At 39.9% G+C, this 25,958-nt stretch carries 20 protein-coding genes, 3 pseudogenes and 1 riboswitch; of the genes and pseudogenes, 20 read left to right on the top strand and 3 right to left on the bottom strand.

All coding sequences use genetic code 11. From position 1 onward, the window contains the following. Position 1: 1 nt before the first annotated feature. The 10 genes from ACRCJ0_RS00605 (at position 2) to mgtA (ending at position 15,596) form a co-directional block, all read left to right on the top strand. Positions 2–679: an ABC transporter ATP-binding protein gene (locus ACRCJ0_RS00605; protein WP_431389142.1), complete on the top strand. Its 678-nt coding sequence runs from the start codon at positions 2–4 to the stop codon at positions 677–679. 129 nt (positions 680–808) lie between these two features. Further along, positions 809–1,552: a glycoside hydrolase family 73 protein gene (locus ACRCJ0_RS00600; RefSeq protein WP_431389141.1), complete on the top strand. Its 744-nt coding sequence runs from the start codon at positions 809–811 to the stop codon at positions 1,550–1,552. 101 nt (positions 1,553–1,653) lie between these two features. Next, a complete protein-coding gene (locus tag ACRCJ0_RS00595) occupies positions 1,654–2,310 on the top strand; it encodes a GntR family transcriptional regulator (protein WP_417894280.1) in 657 nt (218 codons plus the stop codon). A gap of 364 nt (positions 2,311–2,674) precedes the next feature. Beyond that, entirely contained in the window at positions 2,675–5,203 is a 2,529-nt protein-coding gene (locus ACRCJ0_RS00590; protein ID WP_431389143.1) for a UvrD-helicase domain-containing protein, read from the top strand. Positions 5,204–5,236: 33 nt separating this feature from the next. Then, complete coding sequence (gene ligA, locus ACRCJ0_RS00585) at positions 5,237–7,249, top strand: NAD-dependent DNA ligase LigA (RefSeq protein ID WP_417894281.1); 2,013 nt, start codon at positions 5,237–5,239, stop codon at positions 7,247–7,249. Between the two features lie 26 nt (positions 7,250–7,275). Continuing rightward, on the top strand, positions 7,276–8,454 hold the full coding sequence (locus ACRCJ0_RS00580; protein ID WP_431389140.1) for a CamS family sex pheromone protein: 1,179 nt from the start codon (positions 7,276–7,278) through the stop codon (positions 8,452–8,454). Between the two features lie 288 nt (positions 8,455–8,742). Then, entirely contained in the window at positions 8,743–9,048 is a 306-nt protein-coding gene (gene gatC, locus ACRCJ0_RS00575; RefSeq protein WP_016897919.1) for an Asp-tRNA(Asn)/Glu-tRNA(Gln) amidotransferase subunit GatC, read from the top strand. Beyond that, positions 9,048–10,502 carry an Asp-tRNA(Asn)/Glu-tRNA(Gln) amidotransferase subunit GatA gene (gene gatA / locus ACRCJ0_RS00570; RefSeq protein ID WP_417894283.1) on the top strand — a complete coding sequence of 485 codons (1,455 nt, stop codon included), beginning with the start codon at positions 9,048–9,050 and terminating at the stop codon, positions 10,500–10,502. The genes gatC and gatA overlap by 1 nt, the downstream gene beginning before the upstream one ends. A 15-nt stretch (positions 10,503–10,517) precedes the next feature. Next, positions 10,518–11,945, top strand: coding sequence for an Asp-tRNA(Asn)/Glu-tRNA(Gln) amidotransferase subunit GatB (gatB, locus tag ACRCJ0_RS00565; protein ID WP_431389139.1), 1,428 nt, complete (start codon positions 10,518–10,520; stop codon positions 11,943–11,945). A 560-nt stretch (positions 11,946–12,505) separates the two neighbouring features. Then, positions 12,506–12,672, top strand: a riboswitch (M-box (ykoK) riboswitch). A gap of 278 nt (positions 12,673–12,950) precedes the next feature. After that, the gene (gene mgtA, locus ACRCJ0_RS00560; RefSeq protein ID WP_431389138.1) at positions 12,951–15,596 is read left to right on the top strand and encodes a magnesium-translocating P-type ATPase; all 2,646 of its coding nucleotides are present in this window, start codon (positions 12,951–12,953) and stop codon (positions 15,594–15,596) included. A gap of 67 nt (positions 15,597–15,663) precedes the next feature. Here mgtA and ACRCJ0_RS00555 read toward each other — a convergent pair whose 3' ends face one another. After that, positions 15,664–16,230 (bottom strand): hypothetical protein, encoded by a 567-nt coding sequence (locus tag ACRCJ0_RS00555; protein WP_311878804.1) that lies wholly within the window; start codon positions 16,228–16,230, stop codon positions 15,664–15,666. Positions 16,231–16,312: 82 nt separating this feature from the next. Next, a complete protein-coding gene (locus ACRCJ0_RS00550) occupies positions 16,313–16,846 on the bottom strand; it encodes a transcription repressor NadR (RefSeq protein WP_311878805.1) in 534 nt (177 codons plus the stop codon). A gap of 184 nt (positions 16,847–17,030) precedes the next feature. Between ACRCJ0_RS00550 and ACRCJ0_RS00545 the strand changes: the two genes are divergently transcribed. The 9 genes and pseudogenes from ACRCJ0_RS00545 to ACRCJ0_RS00505 all read left to right on the top strand — a co-directional run. Further along, positions 17,031–17,504, top strand: coding sequence for an S-ribosylhomocysteine lyase (locus ACRCJ0_RS00545; protein WP_311878807.1), 474 nt, complete (start codon positions 17,031–17,033; stop codon positions 17,502–17,504). Positions 17,505–17,514: 10 nt separating this feature from the next. Next, the gene (locus tag ACRCJ0_RS00540) at positions 17,515–18,651 is read left to right on the top strand and encodes an ArgE/DapE family deacylase (RefSeq protein ID WP_419971577.1); all 1,137 of its coding nucleotides are present in this window, start codon (positions 17,515–17,517) and stop codon (positions 18,649–18,651) included. Positions 18,652–18,925: 274 nt separating this feature from the next. After that, positions 18,926–20,311: a 23S rRNA (uracil(1939)-C(5))-methyltransferase RlmD gene (rlmD, locus tag ACRCJ0_RS00535; protein WP_311878810.1), complete on the top strand. Its 1,386-nt coding sequence runs from the start codon at positions 18,926–18,928 to the stop codon at positions 20,309–20,311. 249 nt (positions 20,312–20,560) lie between these two features. Then, positions 20,561–20,773 (top strand): annotated as a pseudogene (locus ACRCJ0_RS00530) (SAM-dependent DNA methyltransferase); the annotation flags it as partial. 13 nt (positions 20,774–20,786) lie between these two features. Beyond that, a complete protein-coding gene (locus tag ACRCJ0_RS00525) occupies positions 20,787–20,963 on the top strand; it encodes a hypothetical protein (protein WP_274729996.1) in 177 nt (58 codons plus the stop codon). Between the two features lie 78 nt (positions 20,964–21,041). After that, positions 21,042–21,236 carry a hypothetical protein gene (locus ACRCJ0_RS00520; RefSeq protein ID WP_311878814.1) on the top strand — a complete coding sequence of 65 codons (195 nt, stop codon included), beginning with the start codon at positions 21,042–21,044 and terminating at the stop codon, positions 21,234–21,236. Between the two features lie 385 nt (positions 21,237–21,621). Then, positions 21,622–22,839: a macrolide efflux MFS transporter Mef(A) gene (gene mef(A), locus ACRCJ0_RS00515; RefSeq protein ID WP_243178680.1), complete on the top strand. Its 1,218-nt coding sequence runs from the start codon at positions 21,622–21,624 to the stop codon at positions 22,837–22,839. Between the two features lie 19 nt (positions 22,840–22,858). Beyond that, positions 22,859–23,729, top strand: a pseudogene (locus tag ACRCJ0_RS00510) (nucleotidyltransferase domain-containing protein). Then, positions 23,710–24,105: pseudogene (locus tag ACRCJ0_RS00505) on the top strand (class I SAM-dependent methyltransferase); the annotation flags it as partial. The pseudogenes ACRCJ0_RS00510 and ACRCJ0_RS00505, both read left to right, overlap by 20 nt. Here ACRCJ0_RS00505 and ACRCJ0_RS00500 read toward each other — a convergent pair. After that, entirely contained in the window at positions 24,090–25,448 is a 1,359-nt protein-coding gene (locus ACRCJ0_RS00500; RefSeq protein ID WP_105127951.1) for an IS4 family transposase, read from the bottom strand. The pseudogene ACRCJ0_RS00505 and the gene ACRCJ0_RS00500 sit on opposite strands and share 16 nt — an antisense overlap. Positions 25,449–25,658: 210 nt before the next feature. Between ACRCJ0_RS00500 and ACRCJ0_RS00495 the strand changes: the two genes are divergently transcribed. After that, positions 25,659–25,913, top strand: coding sequence for an ATP-binding protein (locus ACRCJ0_RS00495; RefSeq protein ID WP_002328886.1), 255 nt, complete (start codon positions 25,659–25,661; stop codon positions 25,911–25,913). Positions 25,914–25,958 lie beyond the last annotated feature (45 nt).

The following is a 25,958-nucleotide window of genomic DNA, read 5'->3' as shown; positions in this document are numbered from 1 at the left end:
CATGATTGAAGCGATTAAAGGGATTAGCTTTGAAGTCAATCAAGGCGAGATTGTTTCCCTAATCGGTTCCAATGGTGCGGGTAAATCCACAACCTTACGGACAATTTCAGGTATCAAACCAGCTAAAAGTGGTCAAATTCTTTATGAAGGACAAGATATCCTAAAATCAAACGCAATGAAGATTGTAAAAGCAGGTATTTCTCAAGTACCTGAAGGGCGTCACGTATTTAAAGGGATGTCAGTTAAGGAAAACCTTCTGATGGGTGCTTACACTCGTAAAGACCGTGATGGCTTAAAAGAAGACATGGAAAAATCATTTGAATACTTCCCAATTATTAAAGAGCGTTTAAATCAAGACGCAGCGACTTTATCAGGCGGGGAACAACAAATGGTGGCTATGGCAAGAGCCTTGATGGCTAAGCCAAAACTATTATTGTTAGATGAGCCTTCAATGGGGTTAGCGCCTTTGTTCATCCAACAAATCTTCAACATCATTGAAGAAATCAAAGAGGCCGGTACCACTGTTCTATTGATTGAACAAAATGCCAAGCAAGCGTTAAGCATTTCTGACCGTGCTTACGTTATGGAAACTGGTAAAATCTTATTATCAGGAACTGGTCAAGAATTATTAACTTCTGAGAAAGTACAAGAAGCTTATCTTGGTGGGGCAATGGTATAGATTTATATAATCTTAATATAAGCGTTGAGTAATCGTAATAGTTTACTCAACGCTTTTTATGTATAATGCAAGGGAAAAATGGACCAATTATGGCCTAAAATTAGATGTATGCAAGGGGGTGACAATATTTTGGCAAAGAAAAAGAAACAAACAAGACGCAGATTAAAGGGTTGGAAAGGTTGGTTCAAAGGGTATCAACAAGCATTCAGGCTAATTTTCAAAAAAAGAAAATATAAAAAAATACGATATCTTTCGAAGAAGAAACGTACGCAACGTCGTAAAGAAATGTGGTTAGGAACACTTGCGATTCTTGGATTAATGCTATTTTTCCTTTCCCGAGACTATCAAGGAGCACCCACGCCAAGTGAGGCCTCCAGTGAAGAGGTGGAAATGATATATACGGACCAAGAATTTGTGGATTTAATTGGTCAATATGCAATAACTGAATATCCTAAATCTCATGTATTACCAAGTATTGTCACTGCCCAAGCAGTATTAGAATCTAATTTTGGTAAAAGTCAATTATCCAGTGAGTATTTTAATTTATTTGGCCGTAAATCGTATAGCCCAAATGATCCAAGTGTAGATTTACCCACACAAGAATTTGTGAATGGCCAATATATTACGATTGATGAGCCTTTCCGGGTTTATACATCTTGGGAAGAATCAGTAGCTGATCATGGAAGGTTACTTGCAAACGGCACTTCATGGAATGAAACACATTATAATGGTGTTTTGAATGCAAGGTCGTATAAAGAAGCTGCCTATGCCTTGCAAGAAGCTGGGTATGCTACCGATCCTAATTATGCGGAATCTTTGATAGATGTGATAGAAAGATACGAATTAACTCGATTTGATAACCAGGTTCAATAGGTTAAGGGAAAGAAAATTCATTTGCAATGGTTGCTATTCAAGTGTATTATAAAAGATGAACAATATTTCGGTATATTGTACTTTTTACAGGGGGTAAAACCGTGGCAAAGACTAAGAGCTATAAGGACATTGCATATCAATACCTAAAGGAACAAATCGATAGTAATTTGCTATTACCAGATACACACTTAAAAGAAGTGGAAATTGCAGAAACGCTAGGCATGAGTCGTACGCCGGTTCGAAAAGCCATGGCACAACTTGCTGAAGAAGATTATATTCGTATTGAACAATACAAGGGTGCGGTAGTAGCAAAAAATGCTCTAAACGCACGAGCAATTGTGGAACGTCTACAATTTATTGAATTGTTAACGATGAATCTCTTCCAGCAAATGCAAAACAAAGATGTCCAGGTAGACACCGAACGCGTTGAAGAATTGAAACAGAATATTTCTGAATCACTTGCAGCATATGACTTGGAAACTTACTTTGATACTGAATTCAAAATGTTTACCTATTTGGTATCCTTCTATCCGAATTCATACTTTAGACAGGTTACCTTGAATACAATTCAACCCCTACATGAATTGTACATAAAAGAATCCAAGGAGGACCACTCAGCCTTCAAACGTGAAGCGAATGATTTAAAAGAAATCTATCCAACGATGCTGAAAGCTTTAGTACATAAAGATTATGCGATGGCGCGTAAACAAGCCCGCATCTGGATAAACCAATTAATTCTTTATCAAATCAATAAATAAGTGAGAGACGAATCTGAAAAGGTTCGTCTTTTCTTATGACATCAGCTTATGTCGCACCTTGTTTAATCGGGTTCCAAAAACCAGAGATGACTGCGTTTCAGATTAGTTTGTAACTGACTGCGTAGTCACTACACTAATCTTTCAGTGTTGTTGAGCTGAGCGGTCTCGCTCACACCTTGTTTAATCGGGTTCCGCAAACCAGAAATGACTGCGTTTCAGATTAGTTTGCAACTGACTGCGTCAGTCACTTCACTAATCTTCCAACGGTTCATTTCTACCGGTTTATGTCGCACCTTGTTTTCGTTGAACAGGTGTTCTATTAATGGTATCCTTAACAGTGAAACTATACGGGGAAGGTGGCCTAATGATGGCATTGAATCAATTTACGAAGGGGCTTAATGATCGACAAAAGGAAGCTGTTGAGCATACCGAAGGGCCGCTATTAATTATGGCTGGTGCGGGCAGTGGGAAGACGCGTGTTTTGACCCACCGCATGGCATATATTTTAAGTGAGAAAAATGTAAATCCTTGGAATATTTTAGCGATTACCTTTACCAACAAGGCCGCTAAAGAGATGAAAGAACGGGTGTCTGCCCTTGTAGGACCTGACGCTAACGATATATGGGTGTCTACATTCCACGCTATGTGTGTACGAATTTTAAGACGAGAAGCGGAAGCGATTGGCTTTACGCGGTCATTTACCATTGCGGATCCATCTGAACAACAAACCCTAATCAAACGTATTATTAAGGAATTGAACTTAGACAAGGACAAGTTTTCTTATAAAATGTTGTTAGGGCGTATTTCTGATGCGAAAAATAACTTAATGCTGCCTGACGACTACCGCCAAAATTATTCAGGCTACATCGAAGACGTGGTGGCGGATGTATACGAACGCTACCAAAAAGGGCTACAAGCAGCGCAATCTTTCGATTTCGATGATTTAATCATGTATACCGTTAAATTATTCGACCAACAACCAGATATCTTGAAGTATTACCAACAAAAGTTCCACTATATCCACGTGGATGAGTACCAAGATACCAATGAAGCCCAATATAAATTGGTAAAACAATTAGGTGACTACTTCCACAACGTTTGTGTGGTAGGGGACGCGGACCAGTCTATTTATGGTTGGCGTGGTGCCAATATGGAAAATATCTTGAACTTCGAAAAGGATTACCCAAAATCAACCACTATCCTATTGGAACAAAATTACCGGTCTACTAAAAATATCTTGCAGGCGGCCAATAATGTCATTAATAAAAACACCTATCGTAAGGATAAGACCCTTTGGACAGATAATGACCAAGGTGAATTGATTTCTTATTATCGGGCGCAAAATGAGCGTGACGAGTCCAACTATGTCATCGGTAAAATTAAAGATGCTATCAAAGGACTAAACAAGCGTTACGGAGACATTGCCATCCTGTATAGAACCAATGCCCAGTCCCGTGTAATGGAGGAGAATTTGGTCAAGGCCAACATGCCTTACCGGATCGTTGGCGGTTTGAAATTCTACGACCGCAAGGAAATTAAAGACATTCTAGCTTACCTACGTCTACTGGCCAATCCGTCTGATAACCTATCATTTACGCGGATTATCAACGTGCCTAAACGTGGTATTGGACCAGGAACCCTAGATAAATTAAACACATTCGCCAACCAGCAAGGGATTTCCCTTTTACAGGCGGCAACCCTAGTCGACCATTCACCAATCACTGGTAAAGGTGCTACGAATTTAAAGGCTTTCGGCAAGATGATGGCCAATCTCCAAGCACAACGCGAATTCTTAGCCATCCAAGACTTAGTCGAGGAAATTTTAGCGCAAACCGGCTACTTAAAAGACTTAGAAAATCAAAAAACACTTGAAGCTGACGCCCGCATCGACAACATTCACGAGTTCATTTCGGTAACTCAAGAGTTCGACAAACGTTGGGAAGCTGAGCAAGAAGACCGCGAACAAGCAGCGCAAATTGCGGCCCAAGAAGAAGCGGACCGGCCGACAGAATTACAAGAAGCTAGCCTCAACAAAAGCGACGTTAATCCGGAAAATGACCCACTCAATCCAGATGGTAGCTTCAATTTATTCGACCTTGAAGGGATTCAAGCAGAACTTGATGGTGTGATTGACAACAATCCTGCTGAAGATGATGCCTTGATGGGCTTTATCACGGACTTATCATTGGTATCAGATTTAGACAACCAAGAAATTGACCAACAAGGGGAATTGACCTTGATGACCTTGCATGCTGCTAAGGGACTTGAGTTCCCAATTGTTTTTATTATTGGGATGGAGGAGGGCATGTTCCCACTAGCCCGTGCTGCTAAGGAAGAGTCTGAACTTGAAGAGGAACGCCGACTTGCTTATGTAGGCATTACTCGAGCGGAAGAGAAATTATACTTAACCAATTCATTGTCACGGTTGCTTTACGGGAAATACCAATCCAACCCAGTGTCGCGATTTATCGCAGAAATTGATGACGAATTATTAGATGACAGCGAAAATGAGCGGTCTGTTTTCCAACCATCTGGTGGTAGTCAATCAGACTTGCCATTTGGTTCAGGCTCAACGTTTGCGGCGGATTATGCTAGCAAACGTAAACGGGCGTCCAACACCTATGAAAGAGCCAATGCCAAGTCTTACTATGAACGGAAGAAAGAAGCGAAACGGTCAGTATTTGACCCAGTTACCGCTAATAAAGATATTAAAACAGTGGATGGTCCAGTGACTTGGGCTATCGGCGATAAAGCCGTCCACAAAAAATGGGGTGTTGGGACAGTTGTCAAGGTTTCAGGAACTGGCAACGACCAAGAGTTAGATATCGCTTTCCCTAATCAAGGAATCAAGCGTCTATTATCTGCCTTCGCCCCAATTGAGAAACAAGCTTAAATTATCCATCACGGAATAAAAGGAGATTGAACGATGACAAAGGATGACCAACAAAGTATTGATGTTGCCCGTATTGAAGCCTTAACCCATCTCTTGAATGACTATGCCTACCAATACTACGCCTTAGATAATCCAACGATTTCAGATGCCGAATATGACAAACTTTACCGTGAGTTGCAGGATTTAGAAGCCAAGTACCCGACCTTTATTCAAGCTGAATCACCAACGCAACGGGTGGGGGACGTTGTAAGTGAAGCCTTTACCAAGGTAACCCATTCACAACCTATGATGTCTCTAGGTAATGCCTTCAACTTTGACGAAGTGGCCAAGTTCGTTGAAGATGCCAAAAAGAATGTCAATGGCCAAGTGCGCTTTGTCTGTGAATTAAAAATCGACGGCTTGTCCGTAGCCATTCAATATGAAAATGGCCGTTACGTCCGGGCAGCCACTCGGGGTGACGGGTTTGTTGGGGAAGATATTACCAGCAATGTTCGTACCATTAAATCCGTCCCAATGAAACTCCGCCAAGATATTGATATCGAGGTGCGCGGCGAAATCTATATGCCTAAGGATGCCTTTTTGGCTTTAAATGAAAAACGTGAAGAAGCGGGCTTGCCGACTTTCGCTAACCCAAGGAATTCAGCGGCTGGATCCATCCGTCAATTGGATTCAAAAGTCACAGCCAGTCGTAATTTGAATATTTTCTTATACTCAGGGGTCTTTTCTGACCAATTACCGATCAAAAGCCAACAAGACTTGTTCCAACATTTCCCAGACTATGGCTTGCGCGTAAACCCGCTAACTAGAGTGTGTGAAACTTTTGAAGAAATACAAGCCTACATCGAAGAAATGACTGCTAAACGTCACGAATTGTCTTACGGGATTGATGGCATTGTCATCAAAGTAGATGACTTCGCTGACCAAGAGACGCTGGGTTATACAGTAAAAGCACCTAAATGGGCTATTGCTTATAAGTTTCAAGCTGAAGAAGTCGAAACGACGATCCGTGATATTGAATGGACGGTTGGGCGTACGGGTGTAGTGACCCCAACTGCCATTATGGAACCAGTTTTATTAGACGGGTCAACCGTTCAAAGGGCTAGCCTCCATAATATGGACTTGATTGAAGCCAAAGATATCCGCCTAAAAGATACAGTGATTATCCATAAAGCTGGAGATATTATTCCAGAAGTGGTGACGGTTGTTTTAGACAAGCGTCCTGAAGATTCAACGCCGTATCCAAAACCAACGACTTGTCCGGTTTGCCATAGCGACCTAGTCCATTTAGAGGATGAAGTGGCCTTGAGATGTGTGAACCCAGCTTGTCCAGCCCAAGCAAAAGAGAAGTTGTACCATTTCGTGTCCCGAAACGCTATGAATATTACCGGTGTTGGCCCATCTGTCCTAGAACAAATGTATGACAAGGCCAATGTCCATAGTCCAGCAGACTTATACCAAGTCAAGAAAGACCAATTGATGGCCTTAGATAAAATTGGTGATAAGGCGTCGGATAAGATTATCCAAGCAATAGAAGATTCTAAAGAAAATTCCCTAGAGCGCTTATTATTTGGTTTAGGCATTCGTCATGTTGGTGCTAAAGCAGCTCGTCAGATCGCTGAAGTGTACCCAAGCATGCAAGAAATTATGACCAAGGAAATCTCCGATTTAACCAGTATTGAAGGGATTGGTGAAACTATCGCGGATTCCATGGTTGCTTTTTTTGCCACAGACGGCGCGCGCGAAACCATTGATGCCCTAGTAGAAAATGGCGTCAACATGCAGTACAAGGGACCGGTTAAAGTAGAAGTTGAAGCCATCGATTCCTTCTGGGCTGGCAAAACAGTTGTCCTAACTGGTAAATTATCTCAGTACACAAGACCGGAAGCTAAGAAAGCTATCGAAGCCTTAGGCGGTAACGTTACAGGGTCCGTTTCTAAGAAGACGGATATCCTAGTTGCCGGGGAAGATGCAGGGTCAAAATTGGCCAAAGCAGAAAACTTAGGCGTTACTGTATTTTCTGAACAAGACATGGTCGACAAGTTATAATATAATAGACCAATAGAAAGAAGAAAATGCGGACTTGTGATTGGGGAGAATACCAAGTTAAGAAAGGGAATGTCGTGTTGAAAATCAAAAAATGCAAAACATTATCCATATTATTGGTGGCGACCTTGGCCCTAACAGCCTGTCAAAACGACCAAGCCGATTCAACTGAATCAGTGGGTTCAGCCAGCCAAACTTCATCTAGTAATGAAGAACAACAAACACAAACAAGCCAGCTGTCGACAGAATACTACTCGTCATACATTAGTGACGGCACTTACCAAACCAATTCTGCTTCAGGAATTACAGCGGGGGCATCTTCACAAGCCAATGCGGAGAATTTAGAGCGCGGCTTGTATGACCTAGCCAAGAATATTTTCGCTACTGAAGACTACTCGCTCCAGGAAGGACAAGTCATCGGCGAGGACCAGACCTTGACTTATTTAACAGCCCAATCGGACGAAAATCTAGATGGTCTAAATCCGTCCGGTTATGAATCGAGCACTATTGACGGGTTTGAACCCCGCTATTTAAACACCATTATGGAATACGATTTCGTTGATCAGGACGGGAATATCGCAGGGATTTCAATCGGTTTAGGAATGAACTATTCAGATATCTTCAAGTCTGATTCAGACAGCGAAGAAGTGGAAATTACCTCTGAAGAGCGTATCGAACATGGGAAGCAGATGGCTGAAACCATCGTCGCTGGCATTCGTGAAAACGAGGCTTACGCGGACACACCGATCCATGTAGCCATCTTTGAAAACGAAGAATCTGGTGATTTAGGTGGCGGAACCTTCTCAACAGATGCCGTTTCATCAAGTGGGAACTCATTTGGGGACTGGTCAACCTACAACCAAGACTTCGTCGTTTACGGCGTCGATGACGCACCAAACGAAGAGGACACAGTAGCCTTCACCCGCTTCCGTGACCAAATTCAAAGCTTCTATCCGCAACTATCCGGTCTATCAGGGGTAGGTTACTACCAGGATAACGAGCAACAAAACATCAACATCGTCATTAACAGTCAATTCGATGGCTATAGCGAAATTATCGCCTTATCACAGCAAGCCATTTCAACCGCAAGCTCAGTATTCAACAACAATATTGAGATTCAAATTCAAGTGGTAACCGCTGACGGCGTTCGGGCCCTATTGACTAGAAGCAAAGACGCAGACACCTTCAACTACGTACTCGTAGATTAAAGTATGTAACATTTTATAACATACCTACCTCTTTTTCTGAATTCAAAAAGGGGTAGTCGACTTACTGCTGGCTCACAGCCATCAAACAAATAGTCTCTTGATAGGCAAGTTTTAGTAAAAAAGCTTGTCTATTCGCATTTATAAGTTATTTTCCAATGGTTAAGATTAAAATTGCAAAAAAACACTCATGTAACCTTAATTAACATTGTTGACTTGAGCCGTTTGTGCTAAAATAAAACAGGTAAAATAAGGCGAAAACTAAGCTGAAGAATGAAGGAGGAACCCGTTATGTCAATTTCTGAAGAAGAAGTTAAACGGATTGCTAAATTAGCTAAATTCAAGGTTGAAGATGAAGATGTCGTTCACTTTACTGAAGAATTTGGGAATATTTTAAATATGATTGAAGAATTACAAGAAATCGATACTACCGATGTAGCACCTATGTTTTGGGCAGTCGATTTTGAAAACGTGATGCGCGAAGATAAAGTTGTGAAAATGCAAACGCGTGATGAATTATTTATCAACGCCAAAACAACAGTCGATGGTTTTATCGAAGTGCCATCAATTATTGATACAGATGGAGGCGACGCTTAATGGAAAAATTTACAGATACAATTCGCTCATTAAATGAGAAATTAGTAGCAGGCCAAGTGACATCTGTTGAACTAGTGGAAGAAGCTATCCGCCGTATTAAAGCAGAAAATGACACAATCAACGCGGTCATCACTTTAGATGAAGAGAATGCTTTAGCAAAAGCCAAAGCATCTGACGAAAAAGGTTACTCCTCAGACCGTCCATTACAAGGGATTCCTATTGGATTAAAAGATAATATTTTAACAAATGGTGTCACTACTACCGCCGCATCTAAAATGTTAGCGGACTTTGTGCCAATTTATGATGCAACAGTTACTGAAAAATTAGCTGCAGCAGGTGCGATTAATATCGCTAAATTAAACATGGACGAATTCGCCATGGGTGGTTCTAATGAAACTTCTCACTTTGGTCCAGTTCGCAACCCGTTTGATACAGACCGCGTACCAGGTGGTTCTTCAGGTGGTTCAGCGGCTGCAGTTTCAGCTGGTCAAGTGATGGCAACATTAGGTACCGATACAGGTGGTTCAATCCGTCAACCAGCAGCTTACAATGGTATTGTAGGTATGAAACCTACTTACGGTCGTGTGTCACGTTGGGGTGTGATTTCTTTCGCTTCATCATTAGACCAAGTTGGACCTATGACACGTACTGTTGAAGATAATGCCATTATGTTAGAAGCAATTGCTGGACATGATGATAATGATTCTACTTCAGCAAACGTTGAAGTTCCTAACTATGTAGCCTCTATGAAAGATGGCGTTCAAGGGTTAACTGTTGGTGTTCCGGTAGAATTCTTCGGTGACTCAGTTGATGACCAAGTGAAAGAGCAAGTTCGTGCTTCAATCAAGCAATTAGAAAATGCTGGTGCAACTGTTAAAGAAATCAGCTTTGAAAACTTAAAATATGGTATTCCTGTTTACTATATCATTGCCTCTGCAGAAGCATCTTCAAACTTACAACGTTACGATGGTATCCGCTATGGTTACCGTGCAGAAAACTTCAATGATCTAGAAGAATTGTATGTCAATACAAGAACTGAAGGTTTTGGTGATGAAGTAAAACGTCGTTTGATGACAGGTACATTCTCTATCGCATCAGAAAACTTTGACGAATACTTCATGAAAGCTGCTAAAGTACGTATGTTAATTAAAGAAGCATTTGATAACATCTTCTCAGAAGTTGATTTAATCGTATCACCAGTAACTACTGGTACTGCCTTTAAATTAGGTGAGAAGAATGATGACCCAATCGAAATGTACATGGCTGACTTATTAACAGTTCCTGTAAACTTAGCTGGATTACCTGGTTTATCAATGCCTGTTGGTTTTGACGATAAAGGTCTACCAATCGGTTTACAAATTATCGGTAACCGTTTCGAAGAAGAAAAAATTTACCGTGCAGCTTACGCTGTTGAACAAGTAAACGACGCTTATACTAAACATCCAGCAGAGTAAGAGGGAGGAAATCGCATGAATTACGAAACAGTCATTGGACTTGAAGTCCATGTCGAATTAAAGACAGAATCAAAAATGTTCTCTCCATCTGCCGCTCACTTTGGAGCAGAACCTAACACAAACACAAACGTTATTGACTTCGGTTATCCTGGTGTCCTGCCAAAAATGAACCGTCGTGGTATTGAATTCGCTATTAAAGCCGCTGTAGCTTTAAACTGTGAAATCAACCCAGTACAACACTTCGACCGTAAAAACTACTTCTACCCAGACAATCCAAAAGCCTACCAAACAACTCAATTATGGCGACCAATTGGCGAAAATGGTTGGATTGAAATTGAAGTTAACGGTGAAACGAAAAAAATCCGGATCGAACGTCTTCACTTAGAAGAAGATGCTGGTAAAAATATTCACGGTGCTGGTGACTCATTAGTTGATTTGAACCGTCAAGGTACGCCACTATTAGAAATCGTATCTGAAGCAGATATGCGTTCACCAGAAGAAGCTTATGCTTACTTGGAAAAAATCCGTGAAATCATCCGTTTCACAGGCGTTTCTGATGTGAAAATGGAAGAAGGGTCAATGCGTTGTGATGCCAACATTTCTTTACGTCCTTATGGCCAAAAAGAATTTGGTACTAAAAACGAATTGAAAAACTTGAACTCATTCAACTATGTTCGTAAAGGTTTAGCTTACGAAGAAAAACGTCAAGCGCAAGTCTTAAACGCAGGTGGTGTGATTGAACAAGCCACTCGTCGTTACGATGAAAACACTGGTAAAACACAATTAATGCGTGTAAAAGAAGGGGCAGCCGACTACCGTTACTTCCCAGAACCAGACCTACCGCCATTTACAGTATCTGATGCTTGGTTAGAGGAAATTCAAGCCAGCTTACCAGAAATGCCGGCTGATCGTCGTAAACGTTATGTAGAGACTTTCGAATTACCAGAATATGACGCTCAAATTTTGACACAAACTTTAGAAATGTCAGACTTCTTTGATGCTACAGTGAAAGCTGGCGCTGATCCGAAACAAGCTTCTAACTGGTTAATGGGTGAAGTGAATGCTTACATGAACGATAATGAGAAAGACTTAGATCAAATTGGTTTAACGCCAGAATCATTAGCAGAAATGATTGCCTTGATTGAAGATGGTACTATCTCAAGCAAGCAAGCGAAGAAAGTATTCAAAGTCTTAGCAGATAAAGGTGGTTCCGCTAAAGAGGTTGTTGAAGCTGAGGGATTAGTACAATTATCTGATCCAGCACAATTGTTACCATTAATTACTGAAATTCTTGATAACAACCAACAATCAATTGACGACTATAAAGCTGGTAAGAAGAAAGCGACTGGTTTCTTAGTTGGCCAAATTATGAAAGCTACTAAGGGTCAAGCGAACCCACAAGTTGTTAATCAATTATTAACAGAAGAATTAGATAAACGCTAATTTTGAACAAAAATAAAACATGTCTGGTCTACCAAATTGGTGGATCGGACATGTTTTTATTGTTTTTACTATGTTTGAATGAGTTTAAAAGCCTTCGGCTTGCACTTACCTATCATAGCCTTAGATGCAGTGGGACCGGAATTAGCCAAGGTCTAATTCCTTGCCTGACGATTCAGAGAGTAAGGCATAAATGCCAACTCTCTGATATGGGTCAGTTATCCTTTTTCACTGTTAAGGCATGCTAGGTAGTTTCAGCCTTGGCCGTACTTCTATATATCAATTTCTCGAGTAATTCGATTTGTGGATAAAACTATTAATACTGACTATGTTAACCAAAGCATATATAAATCTGTCCAATAGTGGATTAGACTAGCTGCGATTAATATGAAAATATTGGCTATTTTTTCTTGTCCATGAATGCATTGATTAAGTGAATCAAGGTAAAAAATCGTAAAATTAAGTAGTAAATATAAGCTAAGAGTGGCTCGATGCAATCCAAGTTTTCTCTATGGCTTGACAAGTGTAGTTAAAGTTTGTATGCTTATAGGTGTTGAAAAGAGAATATGATTTGTTAGGCAGAGGCTCCTATACAAACACAGGCTACTGCCCAGAAACGTCCAGAGACGCCAATGGGTATAACAGGATCATCCGATAGAAGGAATTTCTAACGTAGCTAACAGTAATGTTTACGTTGTATAGTGCTAAAACTCCACGAAAAGATCAAATAACAAAAACAGGTATATGCCTATTTTTGTTGTGGATATTTAGAGAAGGCTCTCGCTAATTTTAGTGGGGGCTTTTTATATTGCGACAAATCTTCATTTTAACAAGTATAAAATGAGGAGGTATTTTTATGGTAAAAAGGTGTATCATTTCTTAGTTGTTTTTATCATTCATTCAATGGTTAAAGACTTTCTTTGTATCCTTTCCAGAACGTTAGGTGGCTGATTACAGTCTAGACTAATGTGAGGAAGTAGCATGGTATGAAAGAAAGGGTTGAATACAATGATGAATAACAGAGATAAATTAGGTTACTTTGAACTAGCTAGTAAACCTATTTTAGAAATAAAAGAAATGTTTCAAGTAAAAGCAGACGGTTTTAAAGAAGAAGAAGCAAGTCAGATTAGAGCTGAATATGGCGATAATGAAATCGATTATGGTACAGAGAAAAGTTTATGGCGCTATATCTTTGAGGCTTATTTTACGCCATTTACACTCGTTTTATTAAGCTTAGCTTTGATTTCATTTTTAACAGACTATGTATTTGTAGAGGCTGCTGAACGGGAAATTTTAGGTCCAATTATTATAGTGGTGTTAATTATCTTAAGTGGTACCATGTCATTGATTCAAACTATCCGTTCAAATCAATCTGTAGAAGCGTTAGAATCTATGGTTGAGGTGACATCGGCAGTTAATCGGGAAGGTCAGTACCAAGAAATTAGAACGGAAGATATCGTAATCGGTGACTTAGTTCGGTTAAAAGCTGGAGATATGATTCCAGCAGATATACGCTTACTAAACAGTAAAGATTTATTCGTATCTCAGACTTCATTAACGGGTGAAAGTCATCCAGTTGAGAAACGCGCATTGGATGAAATAGCGGAAGCAACTAGTGAAACAGATTACGCTACCCTAGTATTTACTGGAAGTGAAGTAGTGAGCGGTGTCGGTGAAGGTGTGGTAGTAAGAACCGGGAATAATACATTATTCGGTGGTATTGCGGATGCCTTTGCCAATGAACCTATCAAAACAAGTTTTGATGAAGGTATTGAAAAGACGTCACTATTATTAATTCGCTTTATGGGTTTGATGGCAGTGATTGTTATTCTGATTAATGGTTTAACAAAAGGTGATTGGTTACAAGCTTTACTATTTGGTATTTCCATAGCGGTAGGTTTAACGCCTGAAATGTTACCAATGATTGTGACAACAAACCTAGTCAAGGGCGCTAAAGATATGAAAAAAGAGGGTACGATTGTACGAAACCTTCAAGGTATTCAAAACTTTGGTGCGATTGACGTATTAGTGACAGATAAAACGGGTACCTTAACACAAGATAATATTGTGCTTCAACACCATCTAAATATTGATGGAAAAGAAAGCAATCGAGTGTTACGTCATGCTTACCTAAATAGCTATTATCAAACTGGATTAGGTAACCTTATGGATAAAGCGATTATTCAAGCAGGTGAAGAAGAATTAGCGTGTGAAAAATTAGCTTATACAAAAGTAGATGAAATTCCCTTTGACTTCGAACGTAGAAGATTAAGTGTAGTAGTTGAAGATCAAGCGGGTAAAACGCAAATGATTACCAAGGGTGCTATCGAAGAAATGTTAGCTGTATCATCTTACGTGGACTATGCGGGTGACATACTTGAGTTGACAAACCAAGTGCGAGAAAAAGTATTAGCTCAAGTTGCCAAATTAAATAGCCAAGGATTACGTGTACTAGGCGTTGCCCAAAAAACAAACCCTAGCCCAGTAGATGCTTTCTCAGTAAAAGATGAAAGTGAAATGGTACTTATTGGGTATTTAGCGTTCCTAAATCCACCAAAACCATCTACTAAGGCAGCAATTAAAGCCTTAAATGAGCATGCGGTTAATGTGAAAATCATGACAGGGGATAATGAATTAGTGACGGTATCTGTAGCTGAGCAAGTAGGTATTCCTACAGATCACATTATTTCAGGGGATCAATTAGTGGATAAAACAGATAAAGAGCTAGGTGAAATTGCTGAAAAACACTGCTTATTTGTAAAATTAAATCCAACACAAAAATCAACTTTAGTGACGATTCTAAGAGAAAATGGTCATGTGGTAGGCTTCCTAGGTGATGGGATTAATGATTCACCGGCACTAAGAGCAGCTGATGTGGGCATTTCTGTGGATAATGCAGTGGATATTGCTAAAGAGTCAGCAGATATCATCTTGCTAGAAAAAGACTTAATGATTCTTGAAAAAGGAATTCTAGCAGGACGAAAAGTATTTGGGAATACCATGAAGTATATCAAAGCGACTACTTCATCTAACTTTGGGAATGTATTCTCAGTACTGATTGCGAGTATCTTCTTACCATTCTTACCAATGCTACCTATCCAATTGCTATTCTTAGGCTTAATTTATGAAATTGCGTCAATGTCATTACCATGGGACGATATGGATAAGGAATATTTATATCTACCTAAAAAATGGGCAGCTTCTTCCATTCAAAAATTTATGGTATGGTTTGGTCCAACAAGTTCCATTTTTGATGTCACAACCTTTATCGTTACATTTTTCCTTATAGCACCAAGTATTGCTGGCGGACAATTTGTAAACTTAAACGAAGGTCAACAAGATTTATTTATCGCAATCTTTCAATCTAGTTGGTTTGTGCTTTCCTTATGGACACAAACGCTTGTTTTGTATACCTTACGCACACCAAAAATTCCATTTATTCAAAGTCGACCATCAAATGTGGTACTTTCAATTACAGGTATTGGTATTTTAATTGGTTCATTTGCACCTTATACAGGTTTAGGTCACGCACTTGGCTTAGCTGCATTACCAATCCAATTCTGGGGATTATTAGCCGTAACAGTCGTTTTATATTTAGTTTTGGTACAAATTGTAAAACATATTTATGTGAAACGTCATGGTGAATTACTATAATAGCAGCTATTGAGATTTGGAAAAAGTAACAAAAAGAGAGCATCCGCTCTCTTTTTTCGTGTCAATTTTATAAAGCTACCTGAGCAAAACCAAGATGAGCTCTTTTTTCAATGGCCTTTGTAATTTGGTAGGCTATTTCAAAGTCAACCATTCCATGGATCAGGGTACCAATACCGATTAAAACAATCAGGGTATACATGAAACCATCTGATGGTGGGACTACACCGGCTGTAGTCAAAGCATAAACAATTGCCACTTCACCAAGACCGTGAATGGTATTGATAACGAAGTTAAAGGCTGTTCTTGAGCTAGTTTTTACTAGGGTATTTGGCGCTTTTTGTAGGTAATAAGCCCCTAAAGTTGCAAAAATTAAGTGGGTAAGGGCACGGGCCACGATGATGATTGGGAAACCTGCCATTAGAAAACCGATAGTTGTACCAATCGCGACAATAGCTGCTGTTGAAGGCTTTCTAAACATGGACATATCAACAGGGACATGAGAACCTAAGGTGAAAGAGGCAGGGCCAATGACAACTTTAAAGGGCATAATTAAGGGGATAAAGATCCCAATAGCGGTGAGTAAACCAGTAATAGTTAAATTTTGTGTGCGCTTAGACACTTGATTCCTTTGCATGATAATTTCCTCCCAAATTTGTTGAGTTTATCATACGCAAAATCTTTTTAGGTGTCAAGACAGGTGTAAAGACTGTAAGGTATTAAATCGTTTCATCTAGTAATATACCTACAGATTTTAAATCAGCCTTTATAGCCTCAAAAGTCGCTTCATCTGGTGTGGTAATGGTATGTAGATGAATACCATTCGTTAATGAAGAGAGCATGGTGCCAGTGGACTTATCCATCGCTGTTTGGAATTCTTTTATATCTTCGTGATTTTTGATTTGTAAGCTAGCTTTTAATAAGCCGTAGTATGGATGGTCTACCTCAACATTTTCAACGAAGCCACCGTGGTTGACGATAATGGTTAATTCTTCAATAGCTTGGTCAGCTAAATGTTGGCAGACGATTTTGCCACGGAAGCGACTATCATCCACGCTGGTAGCTTTATCGGCTAATAGGTAGCCTTGGTTTGTGGCGATAATGTCATGATGACTGGCCCGCAAAATAGCGACATCCCCGACGATGATTTGGCGACTGACACCAAATTCTTTGGCAAGGCTAGTGGCTTTCAGGGGCGTTGTGGCTTGGTTCAAGGTTTGAATGAGTAAATCTCGTCGTTCGGCTGCTTTCATGGAAGGCCCTCCTTTAGATCTTTCGTTGATTATAGCACATGCCTTCACCTGACTAGCAACAAGCTAGGGTTACGCCCTCTTCTGCTAAGGGAAAATCTCATTGCCTATGAAAGATTGACAATTAATGATAAGATAATAAAGAAGTTTTAACTTAAATTCAATAGAAATAGATAAGGGGATTATTATGGCAAAAGTAGAAAGTTTTACCTTAGACCACGATGCAGTTAAAGCGCCGTATGTGCGTGTTGCGGGTGCTGAAACAGGTACGTTAGGGGATAAATTAAGTAAATTTGATATTCGTTTTGTGCAACCAAACCAAGATTCAATTCCAACAAGTGCTATCCATACTTTGGAACACTTATTGGCAGCTTACACACGCGATTATTTAGAGGGTGTTATCGATATCTCACCAATGGGCTGTCGTACTGGTTTCTATATGATTGTTTGGGGAACACCATCAGTTGAGGAAGTGGCAACTGCCATGACAAAAGTATTGAATGATGTCTTAGCAGCTAAATGGTCAGATGTACAAGGGACAGAACGCGTTGAATGCGGGAACTTCCGTGACCACTCACTATGGGGTGCGCAACAATACGCAAAAGACGTTTTAGAAGCAGGATTCTCAGTAGATCCATTCGAACGTAAAGTCTTAAATTAGGGAGGTTTCTATGGATAAACAAGAGAAAATTAAAATTTTACAGGATGTCATCCAATTAGAGACACCAAATGGCAATGAAGAAATTGTTGCCCTATACTACAAGAACTTACTTGAAGCCCACGGCATTGAATCGCAATTGATTCAATATGCAGATGGTCGAGCTAACTTGGTAGCAGAATTAAAAGGCCAAGAAGATGGGAAGATCTTAGCGGTATCAGGTCATATGGACGTGGTAGATGCTGGTAACCCTGACTTGTGGACATACCCACCATATGGCGCTGAAATTCATGATGGCGTGATGTATGGTCGTGGGACAACGGATATGAAGGCTGGACTGACGGCTTTAATTATTGCCATGATCGAGTTGAAAGAATCTGGCCAAGCCTTCACTGGTTCAGTTCGGTTACTAGCTTGTGTTGGGGAAGAAATTGGTATGCTTGGGTCTAAACAATTAACTGACCTAGGCTACACTGAAGATATCCACGGCATGATCATCGCCGAACCATCAACCCCTTATTACAACACCAAACACAAGGGGTCAATCCAATATCAAGTCATTGCCCACGGACGTGCTGCCCATTCCTCTACACCGGAAAAAGGGGTTAACACCATCCAGCTGATTAACGATTTTATCAACAAGACCAATGTCAAGATTGATGAAGCGGCTGCAACTGCTGAAAATGATATGTTAGGTAAAATGTTGAATGTGTTTACCATGATTGAAGGGGGCAACCAAATCAACTCAGTTCCTGAATATACTGTTTTATCAGGTAATGCACGGACAATTCCTGAAGTAGGCAATGACGTTGTGGTTGGTATTTTCAATGATGTGATTGAAGAAATTAACGCTAACGGTCAAGGTATGTTAGAATTGAACCTGTTACAAAACAACCAATATGCAGATGGAGATAATAATTCTGTATTAGTAGATTTAATTAAGGTAGAAGATCCACAAGCGGAAAACCGCGGGTTAAGTGGTGCAACTGACGGTTCTAACTTTACTAATGTAGATAACAAATTTGACTTTGTTATTTATGGACCAGGTAAAATTGATGACGCACATACCTTAGACGAATCTATTGAAGTGGACCAATACTTAGCCTTCATCGATAAATATGTGAATATTTATAAAGGATACTTGAAGTAATCCTTTGGCTTTAAGTGTAAAATTCACTTAGATTATGAACCCAGAACATTGAATTTGGTAACAGAATGGATAAGCATAATGGATAAGCATAATGACATCTGTTTTGATGATAAGATTGACACACACATTTATTTGATGGGTTAAGAAAAACATTATAAAAAATATTTGATTAGTAACGCTGGCACTTGGGTGTTGGCGTTTTGTTGTTTTCTCAAGTATTTCAAGGGTGTACATGGTAAAATGATGGAGACAATGAAAAAGGATGATGATAAATATGAAAAAGAAATATACAACGCCGATTCAAAAGAATGACTCTTTTGAGGGTACAATTGAAGACCTTACTTTCCAAGGCTTAGGTGTGGTTAAAGTGGATGGTTATCCACTATTCGTAGAGGATGCTTTACCAGGTGAAGTGGGGACAATTAAGGCCATTTCTGTGGGTAAAAAGTTTGGCTATGGAAAAATGATGCAACGATCTGTGGATTCACCGGACCGGGTAGACATTGTGGATAAGGTATCAAGCCAAGTGGGTACAATGCCGCTGCAACATATGACTTATGAAGCCCAACTTGCTTTCAAACAAAAACAAGTGGAGAATGCTTTTAGTCGTTTTGGTCTAGCTGAAGGGCGCGAAGTATTGGCTACTGTAGGTTCTGAAGATACTTTTAAATACCGTAATAAAGCGCAAATTCCTATCGGTACTGATGATGAAGGAAAATTATATTCAGGCTTTTACCGGAAAAATTCTCATGAGATTATCCCTGTGGATGACTTTAAAATCCAATTACCAGGCATTGATGAAGCTATCGCAAGTATTGTGGATATCTTTAACCAACATGGGTTAAAAGGCTACGACGAAGTTAAACATTCAGGATTAGTACGTAATATTGTGATCCGTAAGGGTTACTATACAAACGAGATGATGGTCATTATTGTAATTAACGGAAAAGATTTACCGAATGAAGACCAAATTGTAAATGAAATTGTTGAAAAAGTACCAGAAGTTGTGTCTATTGTCTTGAGTTCGAATACTAAACAAACAAATGTCGTGATGTCAGGCAAACCACGTGTGGTATACGGTGTAGACAAATACGAAGATAAAATGTTTGATTTTACCTTTGATATTTCAAGTAGATCATTCTTCCAAATCAATACCCCTCAAGCGGAAAAATTATATCAATTGGCGATTGATGCGGCTGATCTAACAGGTGAGGAAACAGTAATAGATGCCTACTGTGGTATTGGGACAATTACTTTAGCATTAGCGAAAAAGGCCAAACAAGTGTACGGGGTAGAAGTGGTAGGCGACGCTGTAAAAATGGCCAAAAATAATGCAGCTAAAAATTATATTAATAACGTCCATTTTGAAACAGGACAAGCCGAAACAGTAATGGGCGAATGGGTTAGAGCAGGCGTTCAACCGGACGTCGTTGTTGTAGACCCACCACGTAAAGGCTTAGATGATAGCTTTATTGAATCTACTATTGAAGCAAATCCTGAAAAAATTGTCTATGTTTCATGTAACCCAACAACCATGGCACGTGATATCGCTAAATTCGTGGAAACAGGGTATGACTTTGACCAAGTTCAACCATTAGATATGTTCCCACAAACTTGGCATGTTGAGACGGTAGTATTGCTGTCAAGGATAGAAAAGTAAAGGCGTAGAAACATGAGTAAATAAGGACTTTCCGTGATTTGAGATCTGGCTTTAAGCTGGAGGAGAATCACGGATTTTTTTATGTGGGAACTTATCCAAAACTAGCAAGGTTTAGGGTTGAGTGAATAGTGTTACTTTGAGGCTTGTGAGTTGATAGGATTGCTGGCAAAAATATAGTGAGTGGATAGGATTATTGTCAAAAAATTAGAGAACATTTACACTTTCTATTGACCGAATGTCAAGGGTTTCTGTAAGTCGGCCAAAATTGAAGAAATCAGAGAGCATGAATATGTCCTAACCCCAGGAAGATATGTAGGAATAGAAGATGTAGAAGATAATGGAATTCCATTCGATGAAAAGATCGAGAATATGACAGCTGAGCTGGCTGAACTCTTTGCTAAATCACGACACCTTGAAGATGAGATCAGAAAGAATCTTGGGGGTATTAGGTATGAGTTTTAGGGAGTGGAGTGAAGTGAAATTAGAAGAAATTAATGATATTGAAATGGGCCAATCTCCAAAATCAGAACTTTACAACCAAACAGGAGAAGGCTTACCGTTTCTGCAAGGCAACAGAACATTTGGAGATAAATATCCATACTTTGATACTTATTACACAGAAAATAAAAAAAAGCAAACACAAACGATGTAATGATGAGCGTTAGAGCTCCCTGTTGGTGATTTAAATATTGCCCAGACAAAAATAAGCCTCGGTAGAGGAGTTTGCGCAATGCGACTGAAAGGTGAACAGAATAGTAACTATCTGTTTTATCTGATGAAACACAATATTAAAGAGATGATAAATTGGGAAAGTGGAACAGTTTTTGGGTCAGTATATAAAAAAGATATATTGGGTTTAGAAGCAAAATTACCAATATACCACGTCGTCATAGCCTTCAAATCAGGTTTCGAAATGGAAGTATGAGATGCAATTGATTATTTTTGCATTGAACATATCGTTTTGTTGTGTTATTCTACAGCTTGATATAAATAAAGATGTAGGAGGAACCGAAACTATGACAGCCTCAATGCGTTTAAGATAAGCTGGCAATAAAAAAAGCAGAATCTATCCCCGATGATAGGCTCTTTTGTTGTGCTTATTTATACGATATTGAGCATTCGTTAGTTACGGTGAGGATATTGGTTATTTAACTATACCTTTATTTAACTATGTCTTTAATATGAATGTTTCCAAATTGTATGTATGCAGACCAAAAGCCACATTGTGGGGTTTGGCCTGCATTTTTTATTGCCTAGAATGCTATTCAAAATAGAAATTCAAGCAAAATAATATGCAGGAGATAATATAAATGGAAAAATACAACAATTGGAAACGAAAATTTTATGCAATATGGGCAGGGCAAGCAGTATCATTAATCACTAGTGCCATCCTGCAAATGGCGATTATTTTTTACCTTACAGAAAAAACAGGATCTGCGATGGTCTTGTCTATGGCTTCATTAGTAGGTTTTTTACCCTATGCGATTTTGGGGCCTGCCATTGGTGTGCTAGTGGATCGTCATGATAGGAAGAAGATAATGATTGGTGCCGATTTAATTATCGCAGCAGCTGGTGCAGTGCTTGCTATTGTTGCATTCTATATGGAGCTACCTGTCTGGATGGTTATGATAGTATTGTTTATCCGTAGCATTGGAACAGCTTTTCATACCCCAGCGCTCAATGCGGTTACACCACTTTTAGTACCAGAAGAACAGCTAACGAAATGCGCAGGCTATAGTCAGTCTTTGCAGTCTATAAGCTATATTGTTAGTCCGGCAGTTGCAGCACTCTTATACTCCGTTTGGGATTTAAATGCTATTATTGCCATCGACGTATTGGGTGCTGTGATTGCATCTATTACGGTAGCAATTGTACGTATACCTAAGCTGGGTAATCAAGTGCAAAGTTTGGAACCAAATTTCATAAGAGAAATGAAAGAAGGAATTGTCGTTCTGAGACAAAACAAAGGATTGTTTGCCTTATTACTCTTAGGAACACTATATACTTTTGTTTATATGCCAATTAATGCACTATTTCCTTTAATAAGCATGGAATACTTTAATGGAACACCTGTGCATATTTCTATTACGGAAATTTCCTTTGCCTTTGGAATGCTAGCAGGAGGCTTATTGTTAGGAAGATTAGGGAGCTTCGAAAAGCGTGTATTACTAATAACTAGTTCATTTTTTATAATGGGGGCCAGTTTAGCCGTTTCGGGAATACTTCCTCCAAATGGATTTGTAATATTTGTAGTTTGCTGTGCAATAATGGGGCTTTCGGTGCCATTTTATAGCGGTGTGCAAACAGCTCTTTTTCAGGAGAAAATTAAGCCTGAATATTTAGGACGTGTATTTTCTTTGACCGGAAGTATCATGTCACTTGCTATGCCAATTGGGTTAATTCTTTCTGGATTCTTTGCTGATAGAATCGGTGTAAATCATTGGTTTTTACTATCAGGTATTTTAATTATTTGCATTGCAATAGTTTGCCCAATGATAACTGAGATTAGAAAATTAGATGCAAAATAAAATAAAGGAGTGTGTTCGTATGATATATAATATTATTCAATCAGTGACAGAAAAATTATCCTCTTTGCCTTATATAGAAGGCATCGTATTAGGGGGCTCACGTGCAAGAGGCACCCATACAGAGGATTCTGATATAGATATCGGAATCTATTACAATTCAGAATCATTTGACCTGACAGCGATTAATCAAATTGCTACAGAATTGGATGATGAGAATAGAAACGACCTTGTTGTACCTCCCGGAGCGTGGGGTGATTGGGTTAATGGCGGCGGATGGTTAGTTATAAACGGGTATCATGTTGACTTGATTTTACGTGATATAAAACGGGTGGAACAAATAATCAAAGATACGGAGCAAGGAATTGTTACTGCCAATTATCAGACTGGGCATCCCCATGGTTATATAAGTGCTATGTATCGTGGAGAATTGGCGATCAGCAAGATACAATATGCTAAGAATGAAAGCTTATGCGAATTAAAAAATCAGGCGGAAATTTACCCTGGTGCTCTAAAGAAGAGCTTGATAAACTTTTTTTTATTTGAAGCAGAGTTCTCTTTAATGTTTGTAAAAGCAAATGCGGGAGCAGAGGATAAATATTATATTGCAGGCCATGTTTTTCGTATTATTTCATGCTTAAATCAAGTACTATTTGCATGCAATAATGCTTATTGCATTAACGAAAAGAAAGCTATAAAACTGCTTGAAACTTTTGAATATAAACCTAAAAAATATGCCGAAAGGGTAAATCATATTTTTGAAGTACTCGGTCTTTCACTTTTTGAATGCTACGATATGACCGAGAAGCTTTATAAAGAAGTGAAAAAAATTGCAACGGAGATAAATAACTTTTTAAACGAGGGGGAATTCAGATGAAAGAAAACAAATATGATGATAATATATTTTTTCAAAAATACAGTCAAATGAGTCGCTCACAGCAGGGACTAGCCGGTGCAGGAGAATGGGAAACATTGAGAAAGCTGCTGCCGGATTTTAAAGATAAGCGTGTGCTTGATTTAGGATGCGGCTATGGATGGCACTGTATTTATGCGATGGAACACGGAGCGTCTTCTGTTGTAGGTGTTGATATTTCTCATAAAATGCTCGAGGTAGCCAAAGAAAAAACACATTTTCCACAGGTTGAATATAAATGCTGTGCTATAGAAGATGTGGAATTCCCAGAGGAGAGTTTTGATGTAATATTAAGTTCACTTGCGTTTCACTATGTAGCAGATTATGAGATTTTAGTAACTCAACTTTCGCAGCTTAATTGTCCAAACAAACCCTTGATATAATTGGGCAAACTCGAAATCCAATGCTGGAGTTGACGAAAAACGGCAGACTGATCCCGTTTGGACTTGGCTTCCGTGAACGCCATGAAAAATGCTATCAGATGTTGCAAAGCCGTTTTGAGATCCAGGTCTCGAACTTCGTCGGAAAACAGGAAGAACAGACCGCCCAACGACCGCGCGTCGTTTTCGTGACGACGTTCCCATTCCATCACGAGATAACGCGTAAACACGATCGTGGTGTGGCTGATGAGCATATCAAACGAACGACCTTGAAACTCCGTTCCCAGCTTCAGATACGATTTGGCAAATTTGAAGAAGGTCTCGATGCTCCAACGCATGCCGTAAATGCGAACGATCTCGGCATCTTCCAACGCCAAATCAGTGCTGAGCAGAACCAGCCAATCCCGCCGCCGATGGCGGTTTTGCACAAAGACCAGTTTGATCGGTAAACCGCAGGCGGTTTGAACGATGACTGAGCCAAGAATTTCTTTGTTTTTCTGCTTTGGCAACAGGGCATACAGTTCATGGAGCGTTAGGCTTTTTCCGTCGAGCCGGTATCGTTGTTTCATCGCCTTGACCATCCCAATGACATGCAGACCTTTAGCCATCAGTTCACGCAACAGAGGCGCTTGGGTAAACCAACTGTCCATCAGGACAAAGTCAGCGCTGAATCCAGCCTGAATCGCTCGATCAAGCAGAGCCACAACCGCATCCGGCTTACGCGAAAGTGCCTCGATGCGGCGTTTGTAGCCTTGCGTACGCTTGGACAAACGCTCCTTCATCTCGCAAAAGCGATTCGCCAGCTTGGCCGAGCTGAGCATGACAAAATCAATGGGCGCGAAGCTGAAGCCATCCGACCATCCGAGCGTGAGCATGTTGTAGCCGCGGGTATATCTCCCCGTCGTATGATCGAAGACGCGGGCCAGCAACTCGGCTTTCTTGCTGCGATCCCTGCGAAGAACCGAATCATCAATGATGAACGTTCGAACGCGGGACGAAGAGGTTAAGGAATCAAAATGCTGAACGATCTTCAGACTCAAGGCATGCAAAAATCGTCGCCATGCGAAACGCGGGTGGTTTAAAAACCGATAGACCACATCTTTGCCAGGCAAAGACTCGCGGCGATCGCTGTGGAGAAGACGAAACCAGTTACGCCCTTCAAACACGAGCGTAAAGATCAGCCGAAAGATGGCCAGACTGGACAATCCGAACGACTTGGAAATGCCTGCTTTCCGCAACAGTTGCCCGATTTGTAAAGTAGAGAATACAGCCGAAATACGTTCTTGGCCCTTTTCAGACAGAGAGTTGTGTTGTACCATAGGGATACGCACCTTTCTGTTTGGAATGGTAAGCTTCTCCAACTTCCATTTTACCAAACGAGAAAGGTGTTTTTCTGTCAAGAACGAGATTTTTCAAGAGAAAATCCTAGCCCTATCAAGGCTTAGTACAGATTTTCAAGGTGCGAAAGTTGAGTAAGAAAGTTGTTTGGAACGTATTAACTAATCCTGATTATATTAGAGATTGGCTAGGTGTACATATTAAAACAGATCTGTATTTCGCAACTCCATGATCGGACGGTGGAGATCCGGATCGAAGATAACGGGGTCGGATTCAGTGAGACACTTGTTCAAAGCTTTGCAGAAAAAACATCCAGCGAACGTTCGGGCTTGGGACTCATCATTGCCAAGAAATTCATTGAAGCAAATGGCGGAAATTTTAGTGTCAGCAGTAGACCGAACGAAGGGACGACACTTTCGATCAGACTGCAAGTAGCACAATGTTAGAGTGAAATTGAGGCTAAACGATTTTTTGTTGGAGGGCGCTATTGA

It is taken from the genome of Aerococcus sp. L_32 (assembly GCF_050689315.1).
The sequence above is the reverse complement of the archived record's forward strand: the minus strand, read 5'-3'. Positions and strand labels throughout refer to the sequence as shown.

What these genes read in the sequence shown, in the direction of transcription:
- ACRCJ0_RS00605 (WP_431389142.1), top strand. Translation starts at nt 2, where the DNA reads ATGATTGAAGCGATTAAAGGGATTAGCTTTGAAGTCAATCAAGGCGAG.
- ACRCJ0_RS00590 (WP_431389143.1), top strand. Translation starts at nt 2,675, where the DNA reads ATGATGGCATTGAATCAATTTACGAAGGGGCTTAATGATCGACAAAAG.
- ligA (WP_417894281.1), top strand. Translation starts at nt 5,237, where the DNA reads ATGACAAAGGATGACCAACAAAGTATTGATGTTGCCCGTATTGAAGCC.
- ACRCJ0_RS00580 (WP_431389140.1), top strand. Translation starts at nt 7,276, where the DNA reads ATGCGGACTTGTGATTGGGGAGAATACCAAGTTAAGAAAGGGAATGTC.
- gatC (WP_016897919.1), top strand. Translation starts at nt 8,743, where the DNA reads ATGTCAATTTCTGAAGAAGAAGTTAAACGGATTGCTAAATTAGCTAAA.
- gatA (WP_417894283.1), top strand. Translation starts at nt 9,048, where the DNA reads ATGGAAAAATTTACAGATACAATTCGCTCATTAAATGAGAAATTAGTA.
- gatB (WP_431389139.1), top strand. Translation starts at nt 10,518, where the DNA reads ATGAATTACGAAACAGTCATTGGACTTGAAGTCCATGTCGAATTAAAG.
- mgtA (WP_431389138.1), top strand. Translation starts at nt 12,951, where the DNA reads ATGATGAATAACAGAGATAAATTAGGTTACTTTGAACTAGCTAGTAAA.
- ACRCJ0_RS00555 (WP_311878804.1), bottom strand. Translation starts at nt 16,230, where the DNA reads ATGCAAAGGAATCAAGTGTCTAAGCGCACACAAAATTTAACTATTACT.
- ACRCJ0_RS00550 (WP_311878805.1), bottom strand. Translation starts at nt 16,846, where the DNA reads ATGAAAGCAGCCGAACGACGAGATTTACTCATTCAAACCTTGAACCAA.
- ACRCJ0_RS00545 (WP_311878807.1), top strand. Translation starts at nt 17,031, where the DNA reads ATGGCAAAAGTAGAAAGTTTTACCTTAGACCACGATGCAGTTAAAGCG.
- ACRCJ0_RS00540 (WP_419971577.1), top strand. Translation starts at nt 17,515, where the DNA reads ATGGATAAACAAGAGAAAATTAAAATTTTACAGGATGTCATCCAATTA.
- rlmD (WP_311878810.1), top strand. Translation starts at nt 18,926, where the DNA reads ATGAAAAAGAAATATACAACGCCGATTCAAAAGAATGACTCTTTTGAG.
- ACRCJ0_RS00520 (WP_311878814.1), top strand. Translation starts at nt 21,042, where the DNA reads ATGCGACTGAAAGGTGAACAGAATAGTAACTATCTGTTTTATCTGATG.
- ACRCJ0_RS00500 (WP_105127951.1), bottom strand. Translation starts at nt 25,448, where the DNA reads ATGGTACAACACAACTCTCTGTCTGAAAAGGGCCAAGAACGTATTTCG.